Source organism: Shewanella sp. 10N.286.52.C2 (assembly GCF_002874545.1).
Lineage (GTDB): Bacteria > Pseudomonadota > Gammaproteobacteria > Enterobacterales > Shewanellaceae > Shewanella.
Genome location: NZ_MCTV01000039.1, coordinates 41,746 through 64,674, shown reverse-complemented (window position 1 = coordinate 64,674; position 22,929 = coordinate 41,746). Strand labels below are relative to the sequence as shown.

General features: G+C 40.2%; 21 protein-coding genes and 4 tRNA genes. 11 read left to right on the top strand and 14 right to left on the bottom strand.

The window, feature by feature from the left end:
- The first annotated feature begins 92 nt into the window (after window positions 1–92).
- On the top strand, window positions 93–1,532 hold the full coding sequence (gene pyk, locus BCU94_RS14095) for a pyruvate kinase (RefSeq protein ID WP_102476735.1): 1,440 nt from the start codon (window positions 93–95) through the stop codon (window positions 1,530–1,532).
- 205 nt (window positions 1,533–1,737) lie between these two features.
- On the opposite strand, the gene BCU94_RS14090 is transcribed toward pyk, so the two are convergent.
- Window positions 1,738–4,014 carry an acyl-CoA dehydrogenase gene (locus BCU94_RS14090; RefSeq protein ID WP_102476734.1) on the bottom strand — a complete coding sequence of 759 codons (2,277 nt, stop codon included), beginning with the start codon at window positions 4,012–4,014 and terminating at the stop codon, window positions 1,738–1,740.
- 12 nt (window positions 4,015–4,026) lie between these two features.
- The gene (locus BCU94_RS14085) at window positions 4,027–4,668 is read right to left on the bottom strand and encodes a TetR/AcrR family transcriptional regulator (protein WP_102476733.1); all 642 of its coding nucleotides are present in this window, start codon (window positions 4,666–4,668) and stop codon (window positions 4,027–4,029) included.
- A 193-nt stretch (window positions 4,669–4,861) separates the two neighbouring features.
- On the opposite strand from BCU94_RS14085, the gene BCU94_RS14080 reads away from it, so the two are divergent.
- Window positions 4,862–6,745 carry a M2 family metallopeptidase gene (locus tag BCU94_RS14080; protein WP_102476732.1) on the top strand — a complete coding sequence of 628 codons (1,884 nt, stop codon included), beginning with the start codon at window positions 4,862–4,864 and terminating at the stop codon, window positions 6,743–6,745.
- Between the two features lie 113 nt (window positions 6,746–6,858).
- Here the strand turns inward: BCU94_RS14080 and smrA are convergent, their stop codons facing one another.
- Window positions 6,859–7,449: a DNA endonuclease SmrA gene (smrA, locus tag BCU94_RS14075; protein WP_102476731.1), complete on the bottom strand. Its 591-nt coding sequence runs from the start codon at window positions 7,447–7,449 to the stop codon at window positions 6,859–6,861.
- Between the two features lie 186 nt (window positions 7,450–7,635).
- Here smrA and BCU94_RS14070 point away from each other — a divergent pair, with 186 nt between their 5' ends.
- Window positions 7,636–8,184 carry a nuclear transport factor 2 family protein gene (locus BCU94_RS14070; RefSeq protein ID WP_241900987.1) on the top strand — a complete coding sequence of 183 codons (549 nt, stop codon included), beginning with the start codon at window positions 7,636–7,638 and terminating at the stop codon, window positions 8,182–8,184.
- 128 nt (window positions 8,185–8,312) lie between these two features.
- Window positions 8,313–8,795, top strand: coding sequence for a YchJ family protein (locus BCU94_RS14065; protein ID WP_102435550.1), 483 nt, complete (start codon window positions 8,313–8,315; stop codon window positions 8,793–8,795).
- A gap of 27 nt (window positions 8,796–8,822) precedes the next feature.
- Here the strand turns inward: BCU94_RS14065 and BCU94_RS14060 are convergent, their stop codons facing one another.
- From BCU94_RS14060 to BCU94_RS14050, 3 genes are all read right to left on the bottom strand, one after another.
- Window positions 8,823–11,000, bottom strand: coding sequence for an EAL domain-containing protein (locus tag BCU94_RS14060; RefSeq protein WP_102435552.1), 2,178 nt, complete (start codon window positions 10,998–11,000; stop codon window positions 8,823–8,825).
- Window positions 11,001–11,253: 253 nt separating this feature from the next.
- Complete coding sequence (locus BCU94_RS14055) at window positions 11,254–11,541, bottom strand: DUF406 family protein (RefSeq protein ID WP_102476730.1); 288 nt, start codon at window positions 11,539–11,541, stop codon at window positions 11,254–11,256.
- 199 nt (window positions 11,542–11,740) lie between these two features.
- The gene (locus BCU94_RS14050) at window positions 11,741–12,244 is read right to left on the bottom strand and encodes a VC2046/SO_2500 family protein (protein WP_102476729.1); all 504 of its coding nucleotides are present in this window, start codon (window positions 12,242–12,244) and stop codon (window positions 11,741–11,743) included.
- A gap of 123 nt (window positions 12,245–12,367) precedes the next feature.
- Between BCU94_RS14050 and BCU94_RS14045 the strand changes: the two genes are divergently transcribed.
- The 5 genes from BCU94_RS14045 to BCU94_RS14025 all read left to right on the top strand — a co-directional run bounded on the left by BCU94_RS14045 (window position 12,368) and on the right by BCU94_RS14025 (window position 14,306).
- Window positions 12,368–12,452, top strand: a tRNA-Tyr gene (locus BCU94_RS14045).
- A 29-nt stretch (window positions 12,453–12,481) separates the two neighbouring features.
- Window positions 12,482–12,566, top strand: a tRNA-Tyr gene (locus BCU94_RS14040).
- A 96-nt stretch (window positions 12,567–12,662) separates the two neighbouring features.
- A tRNA-Tyr gene (locus BCU94_RS14035) sits at window positions 12,663–12,747 on the top strand.
- 130 nt (window positions 12,748–12,877) lie between these two features.
- Window positions 12,878–12,962 (top strand) — tRNA-Tyr (locus BCU94_RS14030).
- Window positions 12,963–13,238: 276 nt separating this feature from the next.
- Window positions 13,239–14,306 (top strand): PLP-dependent cysteine synthase family protein, encoded by a 1,068-nt coding sequence (locus BCU94_RS14025; RefSeq protein WP_102435558.1) that lies wholly within the window; start codon window positions 13,239–13,241, stop codon window positions 14,304–14,306.
- 78 nt (window positions 14,307–14,384) lie between these two features.
- On the opposite strand, the gene queE is transcribed toward BCU94_RS14025, so the two are convergent.
- Window positions 14,385–15,053 carry a 7-carboxy-7-deazaguanine synthase QueE gene (gene queE / locus BCU94_RS14020; protein ID WP_102476728.1) on the bottom strand — a complete coding sequence of 223 codons (669 nt, stop codon included), beginning with the start codon at window positions 15,051–15,053 and terminating at the stop codon, window positions 14,385–14,387.
- 343 nt (window positions 15,054–15,396) lie between these two features.
- Here queE and queC point away from each other — a divergent pair, with 343 nt between their 5' ends.
- Together queC and rrtA are read left to right on the top strand one after the other, a co-directional pair.
- Window positions 15,397–16,089, top strand: a complete 693-nt coding sequence (queC, locus tag BCU94_RS14015; protein WP_198589275.1) for a 7-cyano-7-deazaguanine synthase QueC — start codon at window positions 15,397–15,399, stop codon at window positions 16,087–16,089.
- Between the two features lie 15 nt (window positions 16,090–16,104).
- On the top strand, window positions 16,105–16,746 hold the full coding sequence (gene rrtA / locus BCU94_RS14010; protein WP_102435564.1) for a rhombosortase: 642 nt from the start codon (window positions 16,105–16,107) through the stop codon (window positions 16,744–16,746).
- Here the strand turns inward: rrtA and BCU94_RS14005 are convergent.
- The 7 genes from BCU94_RS14005 to BCU94_RS13975 all read right to left on the bottom strand — a co-directional run bounded on the left by BCU94_RS14005 (window position 16,743) and on the right by BCU94_RS13975 (window position 22,663).
- Entirely contained in the window at window positions 16,743–17,198 is a 456-nt protein-coding gene (locus tag BCU94_RS14005; RefSeq protein WP_102476727.1) for a GNAT family N-acetyltransferase, read from the bottom strand. The genes rrtA and BCU94_RS14005 overlap by 4 nt on opposite strands.
- Before the next feature lie 56 nt (window positions 17,199–17,254).
- Window positions 17,255–17,860, bottom strand: a complete 606-nt coding sequence (locus BCU94_RS14000; RefSeq protein ID WP_102476726.1) for an FMN-binding negative transcriptional regulator — start codon at window positions 17,858–17,860, stop codon at window positions 17,255–17,257.
- Window positions 17,861–17,927: 67 nt separating this feature from the next.
- Window positions 17,928–18,380 carry an NUDIX hydrolase gene (locus BCU94_RS13995; RefSeq protein WP_102476725.1) on the bottom strand — a complete coding sequence of 151 codons (453 nt, stop codon included), beginning with the start codon at window positions 18,378–18,380 and terminating at the stop codon, window positions 17,928–17,930.
- 126 nt (window positions 18,381–18,506) lie between these two features.
- Window positions 18,507–19,886, bottom strand: coding sequence for a Na+/H+ antiporter NhaC family protein (locus BCU94_RS13990; protein ID WP_102476724.1), 1,380 nt, complete (start codon window positions 19,884–19,886; stop codon window positions 18,507–18,509).
- A 214-nt stretch (window positions 19,887–20,100) separates the two neighbouring features.
- Complete coding sequence (locus tag BCU94_RS13985) at window positions 20,101–20,901, bottom strand: 2-keto-4-pentenoate hydratase (RefSeq protein WP_241903426.1); 801 nt, start codon at window positions 20,899–20,901, stop codon at window positions 20,101–20,103.
- Window positions 20,902–21,119: 218 nt separating this feature from the next.
- A complete protein-coding gene (locus BCU94_RS13980) occupies window positions 21,120–21,848 on the bottom strand; it encodes a FadR/GntR family transcriptional regulator (RefSeq protein ID WP_102435574.1) in 729 nt (242 codons plus the stop codon).
- A gap of 74 nt (window positions 21,849–21,922) precedes the next feature.
- Entirely contained in the window at window positions 21,923–22,663 is a 741-nt protein-coding gene (locus BCU94_RS13975) for a FadR/GntR family transcriptional regulator (protein ID WP_102435576.1), read from the bottom strand.
- Window positions 22,664–22,929 lie beyond the last annotated feature (266 nt).

Sequence of the window (22,929 nt, the reverse complement as noted above, 5' to 3'; positions counted from 1 at the left end):
TAACTTTCCTACATAATTCGAAAATCTCTGTTAATATAAGTTCATAATATTTAGTACCGAATTCTTTTTCTTTTAAATTAACGGAGTATCCTATGTTCCGCAGAACTAAAATCGTTACGACACTTGGACCTGCAACCGACCGCGATGATAACCTACGTAAAATCATTGCCGCTGGTGCAAATGTTGTACGTCTTAACTTCTCACACGGCTCACCAGAAGATCATCTTAAACGTGCTACTGACGCTCGCAATATTGCAAAAGAGTTAGGTGTTCACGTAGCTGTATTAGGTGATTTGCAAGGCCCCAAAATTCGTGTATCTACCTTTAAAGATAACAAAAAAATTCAGTTGAATTTAGGTGATACTTTCATTTTAGATGCAGATCTTGCTAAAGGTGAAGGTGACGAGAAACAAGTTGGTATCGATTATAAAGAATTGCCAAATGACGTTGTCATAGGTGACATTCTTATGCTTGATGACGGCCGTGTTCAGCTTAAAGTTGAATCTGTAGAAGGTCGTAAAGTTTTCACTAGTGTTACTGTTGCGGGTCCTTTATCTAATAATAAAGGCATCAACAAAAAAGGCGGCGGATTAACAGCCCCTGCACTAACTGAAAAAGACAAAGCAGATATTTTAACGGCTGCGCAAATTCAGGTTGATTACTTAGCCGTTTCTTTCCCACGTACTGGCGCTGATTTAAATTTAGCACGTAAGCTTGCTGAAGATGCGGGCAGTTTTGCACTTATTGTATCAAAAGTAGAACGTGCAGAAGCTGTTGGTACTGATGAAGCGATGGACGATGTCATTAAAGCATCTGACGCGGTAATGGTTGCACGTGGTGACTTAGGTGTTGAAATTGGCGATGCTGCATTGGTTGCAGTACAAAAGAAACTTATCCGTCGTTCACGTCAATTGAACAAAGTTGTGATTACTGCAACTCAAATGATGGAATCAATGATTTCAAGCCCTATGCCAACTCGTGCTGAAGTTATGGACGTAGCGAACGCCGTACTAGATGGCACTGACGCTGTGATGCTTTCAGCTGAAACTGCTGCCGGTGACTTCCCTGAAGAAACTGTGTTAGCAATGAGCAATGTTTGTGCTGGTGCAGAACAGCATCCATCTGTGATGTCTTCTAAGCATAGAATGAACGAAACATTCGATACTATTGAAGAAACCATTGCCCTTTCAACTATGTATGCTGCAAACCATTTAAAAGGTGTTAAAGCTATCATCAGCTTGACTGAATCAGGCGAAACCACCAAGTTAATGTCGCGCATCAGCTCTGCATTACCAATTTTCGCACTGTCTCGTCATCAAAAGACCTTAGCAAAATTAGCTTTATTCCGTGGCGTTATGCCAGTTCAGTTTGATTCTACAGCTTTCCCAGCTGATGCATTAGCATCAGAAGCGTTAAAAGCGGTTGCAGGTGCTGGTTACCTTAAATCAGGTGACATGGTATTAATGACTAAAGGCGATGCAATGGAAACTGTTGGTGGCACTAACACTTGTAAAGTACTTGTTGTTGCTTAATATGAGTTAATTGCTTCAAATAGCTAATAAAAAACCACCTGATTAGGTGGTTTTTTTATGTGCTAAATATGTGTGTTTTGATTTAGAAAATTGTGTGTCGTCATTATTTCAGGCTAACAGTACCCAAGGCATAAACATTACTTGTTTAACATTCAAACCTCAGGTAACGCTAGACCGTTACAGTCAAACGTCAGTTAACTTTCGATTATAGGCTTTCAAAATCATTGACATGAATCGCAGCTAAGCGCTTTTCATTGGCATCAAGTAGCTGCTCAAGCTCTGCTTGATTAATCACGTCATTGGCTAAAGCTTGGTTAAACAAGTCAACCATTGGCTGTTTCGCATCAAGAGTCCCCGCTTTTTGGGCTTTCTTAAGGCGAGAGTACAAACCTTTACAAGCATATTTAGCTGTAAATGCTTGCTCAACTTCAGCAATGCCGCTGCTATCTCCGTCAAAATCAGCACATAAGAAAGTTAACCTATCTCTTGCTGGCGAAGGTTGCATGAAACCATCTGCTAAGGTCGTTGCTTGTTTGTCAGTTGGCGCATTAAAGTGATTACCTAATGGAAATATGATCACTCTAAGCAATACGCTAACAAACTTATTTGGGAAGTTACGAATAGCCTCTTCCAATGCTTTAGCGGCAAGATGTAATCTTTCAGTCATGACATAATGCACTGCCGGTAAATCATCTTGTTGACGGCCATTATCTTCAAACAGCTTTAAGGTTGCTGATGCTAGGTATAATTGACTTAGCACATCGCCCATACGCGCTGAGATCATCTCTTTACGTTTTAAATCACCGCCCATGACCAACATAGCTAAATCAGTCATTATCGCTAAAGCTGCCGAGATACGGCTCATATCACGATAATATTGCTGAGTGGTACCACTAACTGGCGATGAATTGGTTTTACTGGCTGTTAATGCATTAAAGAAAGCCATGACGCCATTTCGAATAGCATAAGTCATATGGCCCATTAATAATGAATCGAAACGGTTAATGGCTGCTTTTTTATCTTCCATCGCCGCAGTTTCCATTTCAGCCAATACATAAGGATGACAGCGTGTTGCCCCTTGACCAAAAATCATCAGCGAACGGGTCAAAATATTCGCCCCTTCAACAGTGATAGAAATAGGACTGGCCATATAAGCATGACCGAGATAGTTTTTCGACCCTAACTGAATACCTTTACCAGACTGAATATCCATCGCATCTTCTACCACATCTCGACCTAATTCAGTCATGTGATATTTAGCAATCGCGGTAACCACCGATGGTTTCACTTTTAAATCAATACCGGTGGTGGTTAAACATCTGGCCGCTTCTAATTGATAAGTGTTAGCGATAATACGCGCTAGCGCTTCTTGTACACCTTCAAATTTACCAATTGGCATACCGAACTGCTGTCTTACATAACTATAAGCTGTTGTGGTTTTAGTGGCCATATGACCCGATGCAGTTGCCAATGCTGGCAATGAAATACCACGGCCGGCAGATAAACACTCAACCAGCATTCTCCAGCCTTTACCCGCAAACTGAGGGCCGCCAATAATCCAATCCAGTGGAATGAATACATCTTCACCACTTGTGGTGCCGTTCATAAAGGCCATCATCAATGGATTATGACGACGACCAATTTCAACACCGGGATGATCGGTTGGAATTAACGCACAGGTAATACCAAGATTAACCGTATCACCTAATAAGCCCTCAGGGTCACGCATTTGAAATGCAAGACCAAGCACTGTAGCTACAGGTGCCAAGGTAATGTAACGTTTATCCCAAGTAAGACTTAAACCTAATACTTCTTCACCATTAAATTCGCGGCGACACACAATACCAGTATCAGGTATTGCACCAGCGTCTGATCCCGCTTCAGGACCCGTTAAGGCAAAACAAGGTAATTCGTCACCATTTGCTAAGGCAGGTAACCAACGCTGTTTTTGCTCTTCAGTACCATAATGAGTTAATAACTCACCAGGGCCTAAAGAGTTAGGAACCATAACCGTAACGGCTGCACTAATGCTGCGAGAGGCAATTTTACTGACAATGGTTGAGTTGGCGTAGGCAGAAAACTCTCGACCACCAAATTTAGTGGGAATAATTAATGCAAAAAAACCTTCTTTTTTGAAGTAATCCCATAACTCAGGTGGTAAGTCTTTGCGGTTGTGAACAATGTCATAATCATCAATCATACTCAGCGCTGTTTGCACTTGGTTATTGATAAAGTCTTGCTCAGCTGCTGTTAATTGGGGTTTACCGTAATTGTGAAGCGTGTTCCAGTTTGGATTTCCGCCAAACAATTCACCTTCCCACCACACATCACCCGCTTCCATCGCCTCTTTTTCAGTACTAGATAATGGCGGAAGTACTTTCTTAAAAAACGAAAAAACCGGACGCGTGATAAATCGCATCCTTAAATTACGCACACCAAATAACACAGCAAGTGCTATTAAAACCAGTATAACGACAGTCATGTTAATCCCTTATTACTTAGCTAAAATTGGCACTGAAACACCAGCGGCCATATATGGAATCACCTTACGAATGATTGCTTCAGTATCATTATGTTCACCATAATCAGCTTCTGCAATTTCGTTAAGTGCATCAGCTGAAGCCATGGTGAATACTATGGTCCCTAAGGTAAAGTGTAGTCGCCAAAACATTTCTGCAGGCGGAATATGCGGCGCACTTTCTGATACCGCTTTAACGAAAACTTTTAAATAATCACCATAATGCGTGGTGATAAACCACCTTAAATGGCCCTGACTTTCGATATAACCACGACCTAACAATTGCAGAAATATCGTTGTTCCACCCTGCCTTACTTGGTTTAATTCCAATAATGGATTAATTAGAGATGAAAATATCTCATTCAAATTAGCTAGTTGTGGATTTTTAAATAATCTATCTATTTCAGCAGCTGCACTTGGCATGAACACATCTAAATAGCGTGCTAATACGGCTCTAATCAGCTCTTTCTTTGAACCAAAATGATAATTAACTGAAGCTAAATTAACTTCGGCTTTGCTAGTAATTAGACGTAAAGATGTTTCTGAAAAGCCCCTCTCAGCGAAAAGTTTTTCAGCAGCATCTAATATTCTTGTTTTTGTATCTGTTTTGCCTGCCATTCCATGACCCAAATCAATTAAAACACTCGTTTAAATTAAACATTGAGCGCACAGTTGTCAATCTAATTTCTTGTAGCTATTACATCTCAACACAGTAACAGCAACCCTTTGCGCACCAAGTTGCAACTAAAATGCAATATTTAAGTTAATTATGTAAACTGTCGTCGAAAATAAAAATAAGGAAACCTGTAAGATGAAGTTAACTTTTAAACAACCGTCTACTATCGCTGTTGTTATTTCAATGGCGCTTGGCCTTTCAGCCTGCCAACAAATGGATGAAGAGATTAATTTAACCACCACAAATCCTCTGCCACCAGCTAGCCAATCAACTGAAAAAACAACCAAAATTGATAGCGCTTCAGCAATCGCATTTATTAATGATGCTGAAGCACAGTTGGCCAAACTCTCTGTAGAAGGCGCACGCACCGAATGGGTTTATAGCAATTTTATCACTGAAGATACTGCTGCGCTTTCTGCTGCAATTAGTGAAAAAATGACTTCGATGTCAGTTGGCTTTGCCACCGAAGCGGCTAAATATGCCAAGGTCGAATTAGATCCTGTTAACGCCCGCAAGTTACATATTTTACGAAGTAGCTTGGTATTACCTGCGCCATTAGATCCTGCTAAAAACGCTGAGCTTGCACAAATTAGCTCAGAACTGAATGGCTTATACGGTAAAGGGAAATACTGTTTTGCCGATGGTCGCTGCTTAACCCAGCCAGAATTATCAAATTTGATGGCTGAATCTCAAGATCCTGCGGTGCTATTAGAAGCATGGCAAGGATGGCGTGAAATAGCCAAACCTATGCGTCCATTATTTAAACGTGAAGTTGAGCTGGCTAATGAAGGCGCGCAAGATTTAGGCTTTAGCGATTTATCAGAACTTTGGCGTAGTCAATATGATATGGAGCCTGAGGCGTTTTCAGCCGAATTAGACCGACTTTGGGGTGATATTAAACCTTTATATGATTCACTACATTGTTATGTCCGTGGCGAACTAAATCAGCAATATGGAGACGAGGTAGCACCAGATAATGGTCCTATTCCTGCGCATCTATTGGGTAATATGTGGGCTCAGCAATGGGGAACCATTTACAATACTGTCGCCCCTGATGATGCAGATCCTGGCTACAATGTTACCGAGCTTTTAGCGGCCAATAACTATGATGAAATTAAAATGGTTAAGCAAGCTGAAGGGTTTTTCTCATCATTAGGCTTTGAAGCGCTACCAGAAACATTTTGGACTCGCTCATTATTTGTGCAACCTAAAGATCGCGATGTCGTTTGTCATGCTTCAGCTTGGGATCTAGATAACGAAGACGATATTCGCATTAAAATGTGTATTCAAAAAACCGCCGAAGACTTTACCGTTATTCATCATGAATTAGGTCACAACTATTATCAGCGCGCTTATAAAAACCAACCTCACCTATTTAAAGGTTCTGCAAACGACGGTTTCCATGAAGCCATTGGTGACACGATTGCGCTATCAATTACGCCGAGTTACCTCAAACAAATCGGTCTATTAGATGAAGTGCCTGATGAATCAAAAGACATCGGACTGTTACTGCGTCAAGCCCTTGATAAAATTGCCTTCATGCCATTTGGTTTGATGATCGATCAATGGCGCTGGAAAGTATTTAATGGCGAAATTAGCCCAGCTCAATATAACCAAGCTTGGTGGGATTTACGTGAAAAATACCAAGGCGTTAAAGCGCCTATAGCACGTACTGAAGCAGACTTTGATCCGGGCGCTAAATATCACGTCCCTGGCAATGTTCCTTACACACGCTACTTTTTAGCCCACGTACTTCAATTCCAGTTCCATAAAGCATTATGTGAGATCGCCGGTAATAAAGGCCCAGTGCACCGTTGTAGTATTTATGGTAATAAAGACGCCGGAGATAAGCTTAATCAAATGCTTGAGTCAGGTTTAAGTCAGCCGTGGCCTGAAGCGTTAAATATCGTCACTGGCACTAAAAACATGGATGCTAAAGCGGTACTCGATTATTTTGCGCCATTACAAGTGTGGTTAGATAAGCAAAATAGCCAACAAAACCGTCAATGCGGTTGGTAACTCATCGTTAGCTGTTTTAAATGAACTGCCAATAACAAATAGGCCCACTGACTGTTTTAGTGAGTAGGCCTTGTTATAAGGGTAATAACGCTATGTGATGCCGATAATATAGACTACCTAAAACCGCTTCCTTTACGATTAGTTTCACTTGCCTCAATTCGTTGCTGAGCGGATTTAACCAGCATAACAAATACTGCACCGGTGCCACCCTGAGTACGAGTAGCAGAATGATAGGCTTGCACTTCGTCTAACTGCATCAACCATTGGCACACTGCTGATTTCATTAACCCTGGGTATGGCTTACTTTTAAAGCCTTTACCGTGAATAACCAAAATATTACGCTCACCACGATGATGTGCTTTGATAATCGCCTCGATAAGGTATTCCCGCGCTTGAGCTAAGCGATAAACATGTAAATCAACCACTGTTTGATATTTATATTTACCAAGCCGCAGATGACTAAACACTTCATCTTGAACCCCATCAAGCTTGTAACTCACCATGTCTTCCGGTTTTACCGCGCTAATCATCATCGGATCTACAGTAAGTTTACTAATGTACTCATTCTGCGCTGCAGCAGCTCGTCTGGATAATTGCGCTTCTGTTGCGATGTCGGAATCGAAGCTAAAAATACTATCACTGGCCTTAATGGGTTTTACCCCTGCCATTTCTGCTAAAAACAGTGCGCTGTCATCGTTATTCATTATTGGTTCCTACACACTTTGTAAAGATTATCCACTTTAGTATCACTACCGAATAATTTATAGTGTTGCCATTGTCGTAATGACTATTGTTAGAATCACTAAGAGCAAAATAATTGCATGCCTCATTATAAAATATTTTTTATTGCCTGCTTCTCATTAATCAGTTTTTTCAATCAAGCTGTGACCTTGACAGATAACGAAATCATAAACCAAAACTATAAAACTTTTGCGTCAGGTTTTGAAAATTTAGATATCAGTATCATCGAGACCATGTATACCGATGATGCGGTGTACCTTTCTGAAACACCAAATCAAGGTATCATTACCGGTAAACCACAAATAGTTGAACTTTATCAGCATTTTTTTGAAAAAATTGCTAAAAGAGAAGCCCGTATTGAAGTCGATTTTCGAGTCATCAATAGAAAGCTAACTAACGATAGTGCTACTGACGTTGGCTTTTATTTGGTTCGATTCCACCCTAAAAAAGAAACAGGCGATCAAATTAGTGTATTTTCAGGTAAATTTGTTTTTGTGTCACAAAAAGACACTAACAATCAATGGCAGTTTATTGTTGATTCAAACACCAAAATGAACCCTGAGCTTTACTATTCGGCAAAACCCATTTCTAACTTATATTATGGTCGCCAATTCAATACTGAAGCTAAATCAATATCAGTTGAAAATGAAGCTGAAGTGGGTTCTGTACCCGTTGAAGCAGAACATCGAATTCCATAGCAATTGTTAAAGCTACTAGTTTAAAACTCTTATTAACCAGTTTAATAATCAGTGCTTTAAGCCATTAAAGATAAGCCTTCAACACTTTATAACCCATTTTTACTCATTGCATTTAAAAGACAGCTACTATGACGACTAAAATACATTGTCCCTGCGGCAGTGATTCAACTTATGAAGATTGTTGTAAGCCATACCACAGTAATGTTCAAGTTGCAGCCACAGCTGAGATCCTGATGCGCTCGCGTTATTGCGCCTTTGTATTACAACACTATCCCTATTTAATCGAGACTCATCATGCTAACTATCGCGGCGGCCTATCTATTAATGATTTGTCTCAAGGGGCTGAGCTTACTCGATGGCTTGGATTAGAGGTGATTAATTTTGAGCCACAAGATGAGCTCGCCACGGCAACGGTGACCTTTAAAGCTTGGTTTTATCATGACGGTGAAATCGATGCGATCTATGAAAAATCACAATTTGTTCGAGAAGACGCTAAGTGGTTTTACACCACTGGTGAGCAATTTAACGCGGATTTACCAAAGCGAAATGACCCATGTATCTGCCATAGTGGTAAAAAATTTAAAGCCTGCTGCATGAAGTTAACAGGCTAACACGCCATCAAATAACAACAAGTCGTGCTAATGCACGACTTCATTTTTTTCAAAAATAAACTGTGAAAATTCGTTTTCTCTTATGGCTGGGCTGTATAAATAACCCTGTGCGTGATGGCAACAGCTATCTTCAAGGAACAGCTCTTGCTCCTTGGTTTCAACCCCTTCTGCTGTTAGGGATATATTTAACGCCTTGGCCATAGCAATAATGGCGCTGACAATTTCACGGCTCTGATGACTGGTGGTTAAATCGGCAATAAATGAGCGATCGATTTTTAACTTAGTAATTGGAAACTGCTTTAAATAACGCATAGAGCTGTAACCTGTACCAAAATCATCGATGGCTAAGCCAACGCCTAAATCGGCTAATTCTTGGCAAAGTCGGGTTGCATGGCGAATATCTCCCATTAACTCAGTTTCAGTAATTTCTAAAATTAAGCTTTGTGGTTTAATCCGGTAGCGGGTAACTAAGCTCCAAACTTGCTCAAATAAATTGCCACTGAAAAATTGCCTTGCAGCAACATTAACATGCATGACGATATCAACATTCTTATGCTGCCATAAGTTAAGTTGCTTACAGGCCGCTTCTAATACCCATTCGCCAATGACAGTGATCATGCCGGTTTGTTCAGCGATATCAATAAATGCCCCCGGGTAAAGCACACCTTTTTTGGGGTGATGCCAGCGGATTAATGCTTCTGCGCCAATAAATTTATGATTTTTTAAATCCATCAGTGGCTGATAATACAGTTCAAATTGCCTGTTACGTACCGCGGTTTGTAAATCTCGCTCTATTTCGGCGTTATTTTTAAAGGTTGCTAATAAGTCATCATTAAAGACTTGGTAATTCAGTGATGGCTTCTTTTTCGCGTACTGCAGAGCAATATCAGCACAGGATAGTGGTGAAAACTGATCTGCAACCGCAGCTATATCAACAATGGCTAGCGCCGCTTTAGGGTCAACTTTTTCACGACCAATTACCGAGGTGACCAGTAATTGTTGATATAACTTATTAATATTGTTCTCGAGTAATTCAGCAGCATCAAATTGCGGTAAAATCATTGCAAATTCGTCACTGCCGACTCGCGCCACATCAATAGCATCATGGCTGTTAGCAAAATGCTTTAATCGTCGAGCGACTTCGGATAACAAGGCATCGCCTTGCTCATGACCATTGGTATCATTAAACCGCTTAAAGCCCATTAAGTCGATAAGGATCAACGTGCCTTGTGAGAGCCTTTCTAATTGCTGAGTAAAATGAAGGCGATTACTCAGGCCGGTGAGGCTGCAATTCCAAGCAAGATGCTCAAGCTGCTCTTTGCTTTTACGCTGAGCAGTAACATCAAGGCATGACACTAAGGCGTAATCGTTTCCTTGCTCAGTGACAAAGCGGTTGGCTTGATACTGCACCCAGTAGTTCGAGCCATCAAGACGAGTTAGCTCACTTTCACCTTCTACCACATTGCCATTGATTAACGCTTGGGTCATTTCATCAGCAAGCTCTCGTTTGCCACGAAAAAAATCTAAGCTGACTAATTGATTATCTTGAACAATATCGCGACTTAGGCCAGTCATTTTTTCATGAGCTGGATTTATATATTCAATAATTTGGGTTTTAAGATTAATAAGCATCAATACATGCTTAGCTTGCTCTGTAGCACTGTGAAATAGTGTTATTCGCTCATCTTTATCGTAGGCATAGCGGGTGGCAAGGGTTAAAGCCAATTGATCGGCAAATTGACAAGCAAATTGTATTTGATCGCTTGTTAGCTTTAGAGGATGTTCAAACTCAATGCACAATAGCCCTTCTATATGACCATTGATACGGATGGCAACATCTAAATTTGCGTGAACATTGGCTTGCTTATAATAAGCACTTAAGCCCTGCAGACGGGTGTCAGTTTGAGAACTGTCACTGACAATATGACGGTAACGGCGTATATCATCAAAGTAGGCATTTGCAACAAGATTATCGTTGCGGTGTTGGTAAATTAATTGTTTTAGGCTGTCATCAGCAGACAGACAAGCAATGATTTCTTGCTTTAGTGACTTGTTACGTAATGAAATAACTGAAACGCTACTAGCATTAAAAAACTTTAGTAGTAATTTACAGACTAACTCTGAGGTCTGTTTAAAGTCGCCTTGTTCTTTGGCGACAGAGTTTACAATTAACTCTAATAAATGTTGTTGCTCAGTTTGCTTCATTATTATTCCCAAAGGACAACTTAACAGTCGGGTAAACCTCTTTCTGTGGAGGTTTTTTCTACTCAAAATAACGGAACTTAGCCGTTAATAACACTCTAAAAATGTTAAGAAGTGTTGCTAAAAAGAGATATTTACAAAAATGATTTTATCAAAATCATGATGTTGAATTTTACTCAACTTCGGTAAGTGAAGGTTACACTTCCTATTTTAAAACAGCAAGTTGTAACCTTCAACACCTCATAGAAACGACTAATTAAAGGCCGTTTTCTAATTGGAAAATCATTTTTTCTACCGTAACGTCAAATTCAAAAGTAACCACCGCATCTTGCTCGGTTACTTGCTGCTGTACTTTGACATTGCTAAAACGTTCTTTGGCTTTGCTAACTAAGTCATCTGCAATTTGCTGAAAGTTTTCACCATCAACTTGCAAGATAAGTTGTGTATCTTCTTCTTCGATAACAGCACCAATATCGACAAAGCTGCCACAATCATTACAGTTGTCACTGACTTGTACTTCTTGCTTAGTAATCGTTTTTATCACTTTTATCACCTATCAATACACATTAAAACGTCAGCATAGCCCAAAAACTGAAATAAAATTTTTATATGCCTCACAATATTACCAATCAGTAATACACCTAATTGGGGCTGTCTAACCAGCGGGCGCTTAACGCTTAGTAGCAACTAACTCAAGTAACGGCTTAATCACTGCCACGGCATTTACTAAGCACCTGCATTAACTAGGCAACGGCATAAAGTTGTGATGCTAGGGTTTCGCTCATCTTTCTTTGTATGGTTAATTGCTCAAGAAATTCAGTTTGCGCTAGAGCTGATGTATCTGGGACTAATTGTTGGTGCTTAAGTTTAGTCAGTAGATCACAATTCGCTAAGGTGATTTGCAAATCTTCATCATATTTTCCCCGCGTCACTACAGCTTCAGGTTTTAACGCCTGCTGTAAATGAAATTGGCTTAAACCGCTTTCATAAAAATCACCGGCATGATTAATCGCCTGTTGCTGAGATATATCGCACACTAATGCTTGGGGTTTAGGAATATGTAACTGTTTATATAATTTTTCATCAATGGATAAATTTTTATCGACTTGAAATTGCGCCATATCGCAAGCGTCATTAGACAACATAGAAAGTAGTAGCGCGAATTCGCCTCTTCTATGGTGTTCAACTGCATCATTAAGGCGATTGCCTAATTGCAGTTCGTTGACTAATGGCGACTCAATTTGCATATATTTACATCAAATTTATCAAGGTTGATATTTTATCGACCACTTAAACAAATACTTGAGCATTATTTTCGATTTTTCCTTTACTTATATTTAATTCGTGACTACTATTGCCGCCGCAATTGAGGAGGGGTTCCCGAGTGGCCAAAGGGATCAGACTGTAAATCTGACGGCTCAGCCTTCGAAGGTTCGAATCCTTCTCCCTCCACCATTTGCACAATGATAAATATACCGTTTCGTGGAGGGGTTCCCGAGTGGCCAAAGGGATCAGACTGTAAATCTGACGGCTCAGCCTTCGAAGGTTCGAATCCTTCTCCCTCCACCATTTATCGGTTTATGCTTCATTAAAAATCTATTTTATGTGGCCAGCATAAATTAGAGGTAACACGAGTAAAAAGTAACAGCGTTAATGAAAATATGTGGAGGGGTTCCCGAGTGGCCAAAGGGATCAGACTGTAAATCTGACGGCTCAGCCTTCGAAGGTTCGAATCCTTCTCCCTCCACCATTCATTAGCAAAAATATTTAAAATTGATTTTATTTATGTGGTCAACATAGTTAAAATTGATTGCTAATATTTAAAGATATAAATGTAAAGTTATACCCAGTTAGATTGACGTAAAAAAGAAAAAATATGTGGAGGGGTTCCCGAGTGGCCAAAGGGATCAGACTGTAAATCTGACGGCTCAGCCTTCGAAGGTTCGAATCCTTCTCCCTCCACCATTTCTTTTAGTCACTTCAGTTCATCAAGTTAGCTCATTCAAATTAGCTCATTCAAATTAGCTCAATTTCAATTCTCAGTAGTTTCACTTCAGTTTTATCATCAAGATTTGCTTAGTTTCAACTTCACAGCCTTATCCTAGTCATTTATTGATATCGATTATTAATTTGCTGTCTAGCGTCAAAATGTAGCCTTGTTCATAAAACATTAGAATTTAACTTCCTGATCTTGTTATTTATCTTTAAGATAATCCGATTACAGCAAACTTAGGATGTCAGATGTCTAAACAATGGGTTAATCAAGCCATAGCTAAAATAGAAGCTGATTTTCAGCGCAGCGCCGATACACATTTAATTAAGTTAGAACTTCCACAATTAACTGGCATCGACATTTATCTTAAAGATGAAAGCACCCATCCAACTGGCAGTTTAAAACACCGTTTAGCCCGCTCTTTGTTTCTGTATGCGATTTCAAATGGATGGGTTAATGAAAATACCACCATCATAGAATCATCATCTGGCAGTACTGCAGTATCTGAAGCATACTTTTCTCGGTTACTTGGCCTACCGTTCATTGCGGTAATGCCAGCCACAACCGCGAAAAAGAAAATCCAACAAATTGAGTTTTATGGTGGTAGTTGTCATTTCGTCGACAAAACTGACCAAATATATGCAGAATCTCAGCGCCTAGCAGCGCAACTCAATGGCCATTATATGGATCAATTTACCTATGCTGAGCGCGCCACCGATTGGCGCGGCAATAACAATATTGCTGACTCTATCTTTAATCAGATGCAAAAAGAGCCACATCCAATTCCAGCATGGATTGTGATGAGCCCAGGCACTGGCGGTACCTCAGCAACCATTGGCCGCTACCTTAATTACCAACAACTTGATACTAAGCTGTGCGTGGTAGACCCTGAAAATTCGGTATTCTATGACTACTATATAAATGGTGATGCAAGTATTACCAGCGATAAAGGCAGTAATATTGAAGGCATCGGTCGCCCAAGGGTTGAACCGTCTTTTATCGCAGGTGTAGTGGATGAAATGAAAAAAATCCCTGATGCAGCATCCATTGCGACCATGAACTGGTTAGCACAGCATATTGGCCGTAAGGTAGGGCCATCAACGGGGACTAATTTATATGGCGTGTTGCAGTTAGCCTGTCAGATGAAACAAAAAGGCGAAACAGGCTCGTTAGTGACCTTGCTGTGTGATTCTGGTGAGCGCTATTTAGATACCTATTATAATAATGAATGGATTAATAACAATATCGGTTGTACTGAAGAATTTGACCTAGAGTTGCAACATTTTAACAGCAGTGGTTGTTTGGGGAAGTTATAAAAATTTAGCCATAAAATCAGTTATAAAAAATAACCCCGCCCAATTGACATTAGGCGGGATTATTTTTCAATATGTTAGTTAATCGATATCTAAATATTTATGGGTCTGAATTGATAAGCGCCAATTACGGCTTATACAGGTTTTCATGGCAAGTTCAGTTGCCCGAGGTTTTTGACTAATAGGCTGTAAACAAATGGTTTTATTAGATACATCAATATCCACTAATAACTCATCAAGTTCATCAATATGGTTTTGGGTGGCGATGGGATGCTTAATTTCATTAGCGCGCTCTAGCGCCGCCTTTAAGACTTTATAGCCGCCTTTCATATTTACTTTTGGTGACACGGTAACCCAGACTTGCTCATGACAATGAATCTCGAAAGTACCACTGGTTTCAATCTGCACACTATTGCCAGCTTCAATCAATTGGCTGGTCAAGTCACTTAAATCATATAAGCATGGCTCACCACCAGTAATGACAATATGTTTCGCAGTAAAACCTTTATCAGTAAATGCCGTTAATAACGAATGCGCATCATGATTTGCCCAGCGACCAATGGTGCCATCAACAGCAATAACTTGTTCTTGAGATACCTTATTTGCTTCTAATACATCCCAAGTCTGTTTGGTATCACACCAAGCACAACCAACAGGACAACCTTGCAAACGAACAAAAATTGCTGGAACGCCGGTAAAGGTGCCCTCACCTTGGATGGTTTCAAAAACTTCATTAACTGGATATTTCATTTAGCTGCCTTATTCTCAGTAAGGGCGCATTTATAGTGTATTTTCACTGTAGCTGCAACCATTAACGGCCATGATAATGACTGCTTATTAGATTACCTGCCAACTAATTACATATGTCTGATGAAAGCTGATTATTAATCAGCCTATTAATAGCCGCTTTTACAAAAAGGTCACTGCTATAAAAATCTCACTAAAATTCTACTAATCAAAAGTTAAATAACCATGAAAGTTATCCTTAATGTCGTTATAATTTAGCCCGTAATCAACGGCTTCAATTAACTAACTGTTTCAATGAGTCTGCTCTGGGAACATGTAGATATCTAAATTTTATATGGTGAAAAAAATGTCTAAAGCAATTGTCGTATTTAGCGGAGGTCAGGACTCTACAACCTGCCTCATTCAAGCAATGTCTCAATATGACGAAGTGCATGCCATCACCTTTGATTATGGCCAGCGTCACCGTGAAGAAATTGAAATTGCTCAATCACTTGCTAAAGAATTAAACATTGCCAGCCATAAAGTCATGGATGTGGGTTTACTCAATGAGCTTGCGGTGTCTGCGCTTACTCGAGATTCAATTCCGGTATCCCATGAGATCATGAATAATGGACTGCCTAATACCTTCGTCCCTGGGCGCAATATTCTCTTTTTAACCTTAGCGGGCATTTATGCTTATCAGTTAGGGTGCGATGCCATTATCACTGGCGTGTGTGAAACAGACTTTTCTGGCTATCCTGATTGTCGTGATGAATTTATCAAGTCTATGCAGCAATCATTGGCGTTAGGTATGGATAAACCATTACAAATTGTCACCCCGTTAATGTGGCTAAACAAAGCTGAAACATGGGCACTAGCAGATAAATACCAAGCATTAACCTTAGTCAGAAATGAAACCCTTACCTGTTACAACGGCATAAAGGGCTGTGGTTGTGGCGATTGCCCAGCCTGCACCCTTCGCCAACGTGGTTTAGATGATTATTTAGCTAACGCTGACACTGTAATGGCTGAGCTTAATCAAAAAATGGCTAAAGCTTAAAATAGGGTTACTGACATGGCAAATAAGCAAACTCAAATTGGCGTATATGTTTTTGCAACTATAGTGAGCGTCATTTGCGCGGCATTATTTGCCTTAAATTTACTGCCTCTTGCACAAATAGATATCGACAGTTTACTGGCTTATCGCTATGACTCAATTACCCAAGGTGAATGGTGGCGACTGCTTAGTGGTAATATTCTGCATACTAACTTGTGGCATTTACTAATGAACCTAGCCGGTTTTTGGGTGATTTTGTTTTTGCATGAGACCCACTACAAACAGCATAGCGTTAAACTCGCAGGCTTATTTTTGAGTTTGGCAATGCTTGAAGGACTCGGCTTATATTGGTTTTACCCAGAACTAAAGGGTTATGTGGGGCTAAGCGGGCTATTACACGGACTTTTCACTTTTGGCGCGCTACTTGATATCCGAAAAGGCTTTAAATCAGGCTATTTGTTATTGTTAGGGGTCATCATCAAAGCTGGTTATGAAACCTATTTTGGCGCCAGTGACAGCGTCAGTGAGCTGATCAATGCCAGAGTCGCCACAGAGTCTCACTTAATTGGCGTCGTAAGTGGGTTATTGTGCGGGTTAATTTGGTTGCCATTAAGTGGTTATTTAAAGCGCGCTCAAACACTGTCAACAAGCCACAATTAAGTATCATTTTGTGCTTGCTGATAAATGTTTGGCCGCCAAATTTGCATTAATATTTCGGGATTATCTATCGGCAGAAAACCATACTGAGCGTAAAGGCCATGAGCATCCCTTGTGGCCAGCATCATTCTCCTTAATCCCTGTATATCGGGGTGACTTATCACCTTTTCGATGAGTAACTTACTTAGGCCAATTCCCCGATGTTGATCAGTAATAAACACATCAGCTAGATAGGCGAATGTGGCTCTATCTGTGATAAGGCGGGCAAAACCAACTTGCTGGTCTTGGTCAGTAAATACCCCAAAGCACAAAGAATGCTCAATGGCCTTGGCTAATACTGTTATCGGCATCCCTTTGGCCCAATAGCTTTGTGAGATAAAACCGTGAATAACACTGATATCTAATTTATTTTGATCCGTTGAAATAACATAACCCTTGTTGCCTAACTGCTGCATTAACGCCCCTTAACTAAGATTTATTCAGTTTAAGTAACACACATCGCTGCCCATGCTTATGTTTGACTCAACATTTGCTTAGTATATTGATATAACTGCTGAGCATCTAAGTTTGTCGATTTGGCCAAACCCGCTAATACCCCTAGTTGATCAGCCTCTGAGCGATGCTGGCCTAACTTGAGTTTTCCTTCAACGCCAGTAATTGAAATTTTAAAACCAACAATGGCTTTTGCCAATTTATCGCGGTAGTCATTCGGAATAAAACCACCATGTTGTAATAATTCAGGCTCATATTTAGCAATGGTGTCAGTTAAATGCAAAATGGTTTCATTGTTATCAGTTAGCTCAAAAGTGCCTGTGACATGTACCGCGGCATAATTCCAAGTTGGCACCGCAGGAAAACCGTCATACCAAGTAGGTGAAATATACCCATGAGGACCGGAAAATACCGCCAGCACAGATTGTAAATCCAATGTTTTCCAATGATTATTGGCTTTTGCCATATGGCCATATAACGTGTGATTACCGTCAGCATCAGTTTTAAGGATTAATGGCAGATGAGAGGCTTGTAAATCGCTCGAGCTAAGCAGAGCAAAGCCATACTGCTGGATAAAGTCTAAAGCCTCGTTAGACTGCATTTGTAATTTTTTAGGTAGGTACATGATCATCCTTAATATGTAGGTTTAACTTTTTGGGTGCTCAGTATTAATGAGTGACTCAATAAACGTGTTAATTCGTTGCTAAAAACTGCTGTAACCTTTGTTTTAATGGCGCTATTGCAGCTGGATGAGCCAAATAATCGGTAATCGTCATCAATTGCCAATATTGGCCTTCTGAGCCAAAATTAATCGCATCTAGTTCAGTTTGAGTAATATAAGCGACAAAAAAGTAGGAGTGGCCATTTGCAGTTTGATTAATCCCCCGCTGTTTGTATATCAAACGCTCTATTGGCAGCCTAATGTCAAATTCTTCATGTAACTCTCTAAGCACACACTCTTGGGCCGACTCCTTGCCTTCGCGGCCACCACCGGGAAAGTCCCATTGATTTGGAAAAGGAATGCTGGTTTTATCATCCCGTAAATACACCACTAATTTATCTTCAAAAATCAGGGCCAACTTGCAACCAGTGAATGATTCAGAATCCACATTTTTGGTTATCGCTTGTTGATTAGCTAGCCCCATTTGTCACCGACTCCACGGTTGATTTATTTATAATCACTATCCCATAAAAAAACCCGTGTTGATACTGAGATTGATTCAGTTTCAGCACGGGTTTAATGCGATAACCTCGACTTATGAACTTATATTCTAAGCAATAAAAATAAACCCAATAAAGGTAATGCCAGCGGCAATAAGCGTATAAGGTAATTGCGTTACCGCATGGCTAACTAAATTACAGCCTGCACCTTGGGCAGCGAGTACGGTGGAGTCACTATAAAAACACGCCTGACTGCCAAAAGATGACGCAGAAAGCAGCGCGCCTATTACGAGTGGCATATCCGCGCCAACAGCTTGGGCTAACGGCATCACAATGGGGATGGAGACAGCAAAGATGCCCCAGCTTGAACCCGTAGCAAACGCTAAAACCGCCATTGCGACAAATACCACTGCTGGTAACATTTGCGCAGTCATATAGGGGCTTAAGCTTTCAATTACAAATTGTGGCAGCAATAATTTATCGCAAACATCTTTAAATATAAATGCAGCAATTACTGTACCGATTGCAGGCAACATACTTTTAAAGCCGTCGATCATTTGCTCCATCATATCGGAGAACGGCATTAATTTTTGCACCGCATAATAGGGAATAGTGATCAGCATTGTCGCTAATAAACCTAGCCAGACATCTATATCAAAGTACACGGTAAAACCGACCAGTAAGATGATGGGCACTAAAAAGTTATGTAACTTGCCTTGTTCATCTGCGGCGCTGAAATTGTCTTCAATCGCCTTAACGCCATAATCATCGCTGGTGTGAGTTTCTGCAGACTCATCCACAGGAATACCAATACCTTGCTTGGCTTTAAATTCTGCTTTTTTCATCGGTCCAATAAGTGGGATAACCCCTAAAATAACCAATGGCACCATGATCACTGCCACCCAAGCATAGAGCATATAAGGAATCGCCTGCATATATACCGCAATGCCCTGCCCCGATTCGGCAATGCCGTTGTCTACTAACAAACCGCCGAAAAATACAGCCCAAGTTGATAACGGCACCAGCACACAAATCGGCGCCGCAGTTGAGTCAACCACATAAGCGAGCATTTCACGGGAGATTTTATATTTATCGGTGACGCGCTTCATGGTCTCACCCACGGTGAGCGCGTTAAGATAATCATCGATAAAGATGGCCACACCTAATACAAAGGTCATCATTAATGACGATTTGGGCCCTTTCGCTACTCGTAAGGCTTTTTTACCAAAGGCAAAAGCGCCGCCGGTCCTGACTAATAATGCAATCAAAGCGCCGAAGGTACCACACACTAATATCAGCCAACCTATAGTTTCGTCAGCCATTACACTCAGTGAGATTTCTGAAAAATTATTCAATGCTTCAGCAGGATCTAGCATCAATAATCCCACAACTGCGCCTATCACTAAGGCAAGTATCGGTCTTCTTAATAAAATCGCTAAAATTATAACAACCAAAGGCGGGATCAAACTGATCGCAGATGGCTCTGTCATCACGGTTTTTCCTTGAAAAAAGAAAGATTAATAAAGAAAAGAAAATAATGTTGAATTGCGCTTTAGTCAACAAAAACTAAACACATTATTGAAATAAAATAAGGATTTATTTCAAAATAATTATAAGAAAACAAATTCACTGTGACTGAATAAACAACCACAGTGACATTATTATTCATAGTTTAGGCTATTGACTACTTTAACGTCAGCACGATTAATCGCAACACTCGTTATGTGAAAAACTCACTTCAAACTCTCCTAAGTTGTCATAAACAACGGATAAAGGCGTATCCATATCGACCTTTATTACGCCGTGGTATGACCCCGTTATAATGTACTCTCCCGCATTTAACTCGATTCCTAATGCAGATAAATAGTTAACCAGCCAATACATAGGATTTTGAGGTAATTCACATGGGTGAACACCGATATAATCATGTTTAATCCCTGCCTGAGTCATTGTAATGTTTATGCCAGCCGCTTTATAAGCCGCCGCTTTCTCAATTTCAGGGCCAATAAATAAACCTTGATTACTTAAACCGTCAGCTAAACGCTCATAATGATTAGCTTTATAACCTTGACTAAACCTCGGCTGAATAAGCTCTAATGCCATATGAGTTGAACCTATGGCAGCATCTATTTCTGCTTCGCTGTAATGTTTGCCACTGGGTAAGTTACTTCTGAGTAAGAATGCGATTTCAGGTTCTATCAATGCTTGGCCATTAACCGCTTTCATTTGACATACCACCTGAGTTTCAACAACTTGCCCCAACAATGGTGCTGCGATAATACTGCCATCTTCTCTTGGGGTAAGGCATTTCCAACCTAAGGGAGCATGATCATGTAGGGCTATCATCAATTGCTGTACAGCATGAGCATCAGCCAAAGTTTTAGGCGACTGTAATAAATTAAATTCAGACTTAGGCTGTGTAGCATTACGCTGTGCTACTAAATGCTCTGCTATCGATTTAAAACGTAATGCTTGTTGATCAACTGTTTTTGATATATTGGACACACTAAATCCTTATGTGGCTTAATTTAAGCAATGAGAGAAAGAGACGGTAAAACAGTAAAAATTAATTTGATTCAATCCCATACAGTTAAACATGTGATGTTTAGAGGATCAATATGGATTACTTCTAAGCCATAAATAAAAACGTGCTTAAACCTCAAGGTTTAAGCACATTAATTTTATCTATCAGATAATGCTGCTAGCCATGACACATGCAGAAATTACATAAGTTCTACAAGCCTTGCCTTAGCATCGCTCAACAAGGTTTCTGTTAACGACTGGGCTAACGTACTGTCTTTTGCTTTAATCGCATCAAACACTTCTTTGTGAAAGGGTATTGAGCTTTTGTTTTCAGCATCATTTTGGTTAGTCACACGAATACTGACTAGCAATGCCGAAAAGATGACACATTCCATCGAAATGAATAACTCATTATGAGACGCTTTTAAAATAGCACTGTGAAAGTGTGCATCTGCAATCACAAAACGATCCACATCGCTTGTAGACGCTTCCATTTCAGCCAGCGCTTGAGTAATTGCTTGAATATCTTCTTCCGTGGCATTTAATGCTGCGAGACTGGCAGCTTTAGGCTCAAATGCGAGTCTAAACTCCATCAATTGAGTTAAAAAGTCAGGATTAAGTGGTGCAGAAAGGTGCCAAGCTAAAACATCATCGTCAAGTAAAGCCCAGTTATTTCTAGGTTTAACACGAGTACCAATTCCTCGGCGTACATCTAATAAGCCTTTACCAACAAGAATTTTTACCGCATCACGAACGACAACTCGACTGACTTGATAGCGTTCAGCCAGTTTATTTTCATCATCAATAAGCGTACCAGGCACAAACGTTCCAGCAACAATCCTACGACCTAACTCTTTTGCTACTTGAACCGGCAAACTCGGCGACATCGAGTTTGTTCTTCTTAAATCGTAGTATGTTAGTTCACTCATGTAATTATTCTATCCCAAGAAATATAACTACATACTATGTATATGATTTTGTGATGATACACAACCATCTGATGTTAATTATTGTCACTTTGGCTAAGAGAAAGGCGAATACTGGCATCATTGAGCAGTTTTTCGGTTAATTTCTCAGCTTTGTCACCATCACGATTAAAAATGGCTTCATACACATCTCGATGAAAAGGAACCGACGCTCCATTGTCTCGAGGGTCTTTATTGGTCATTTTAATACTTACCAATAACGCAGAATATATAACGCCTTCCATCGATGCCAGAAAACCATTGTTTGCCGCTTTCATCACCGCTTTATGAAACAAAGAGTCGGCAATAATAAAGTCTTCTGCAGTACCAGAAGCCTGCGCCATTCCTTCAACTGCTTTGGCAATTTCAGCAATGTCTGCATCCGTCGCACGCTCAGCAGCCCATCGCGCGGCTTTAGGCTCAAATGCTAATCGTACATCCATTAACTGCTTCAAAAAATTAAGATTGGGTGGCGCTGATAAATGCCAAGCAAGAATGTCATCATCCAGCATATTCCACTTATCTCGTGATTGAACACGAGTACCAATGCCCCGCCGCACTTCTAATAAACCTTTGCTTACTAGAATCTTTACAGCGTCACGAACTACCACTCGACTAACATGATACCGAGACGCCAAGGCATTTTCATCGTCAATAAGACTGTGGGCTTCGAAAGCACCAGAAACAATGCGGCGACCGAGTTCTTTAGCAACTTGTACAGAAAGACTAGGCGACATTCCTTGGGTGCATTTTAAATCGTAATATATTAATTCACTCATAGGTTAAATATAAACATAGTATGTTTAAGGTGTCAATTGAAACAATCTACGATTGAGACTTAATGATAATATATTGACTTCATATTAGATAAATTGATGCTTTAGATCAAAAGCAGAAGTAACTAAAAAAATAGCAGCCTTTCGGCTGCTAAAGCTACAACAGATACTTACTAGGAATAAGTATACAGGAAAGTAAAACAACACTATTTGTATAATAGCAACAACAGACAAGTTCAAAATCATCTCTGAAATGACTGAACTAAAAC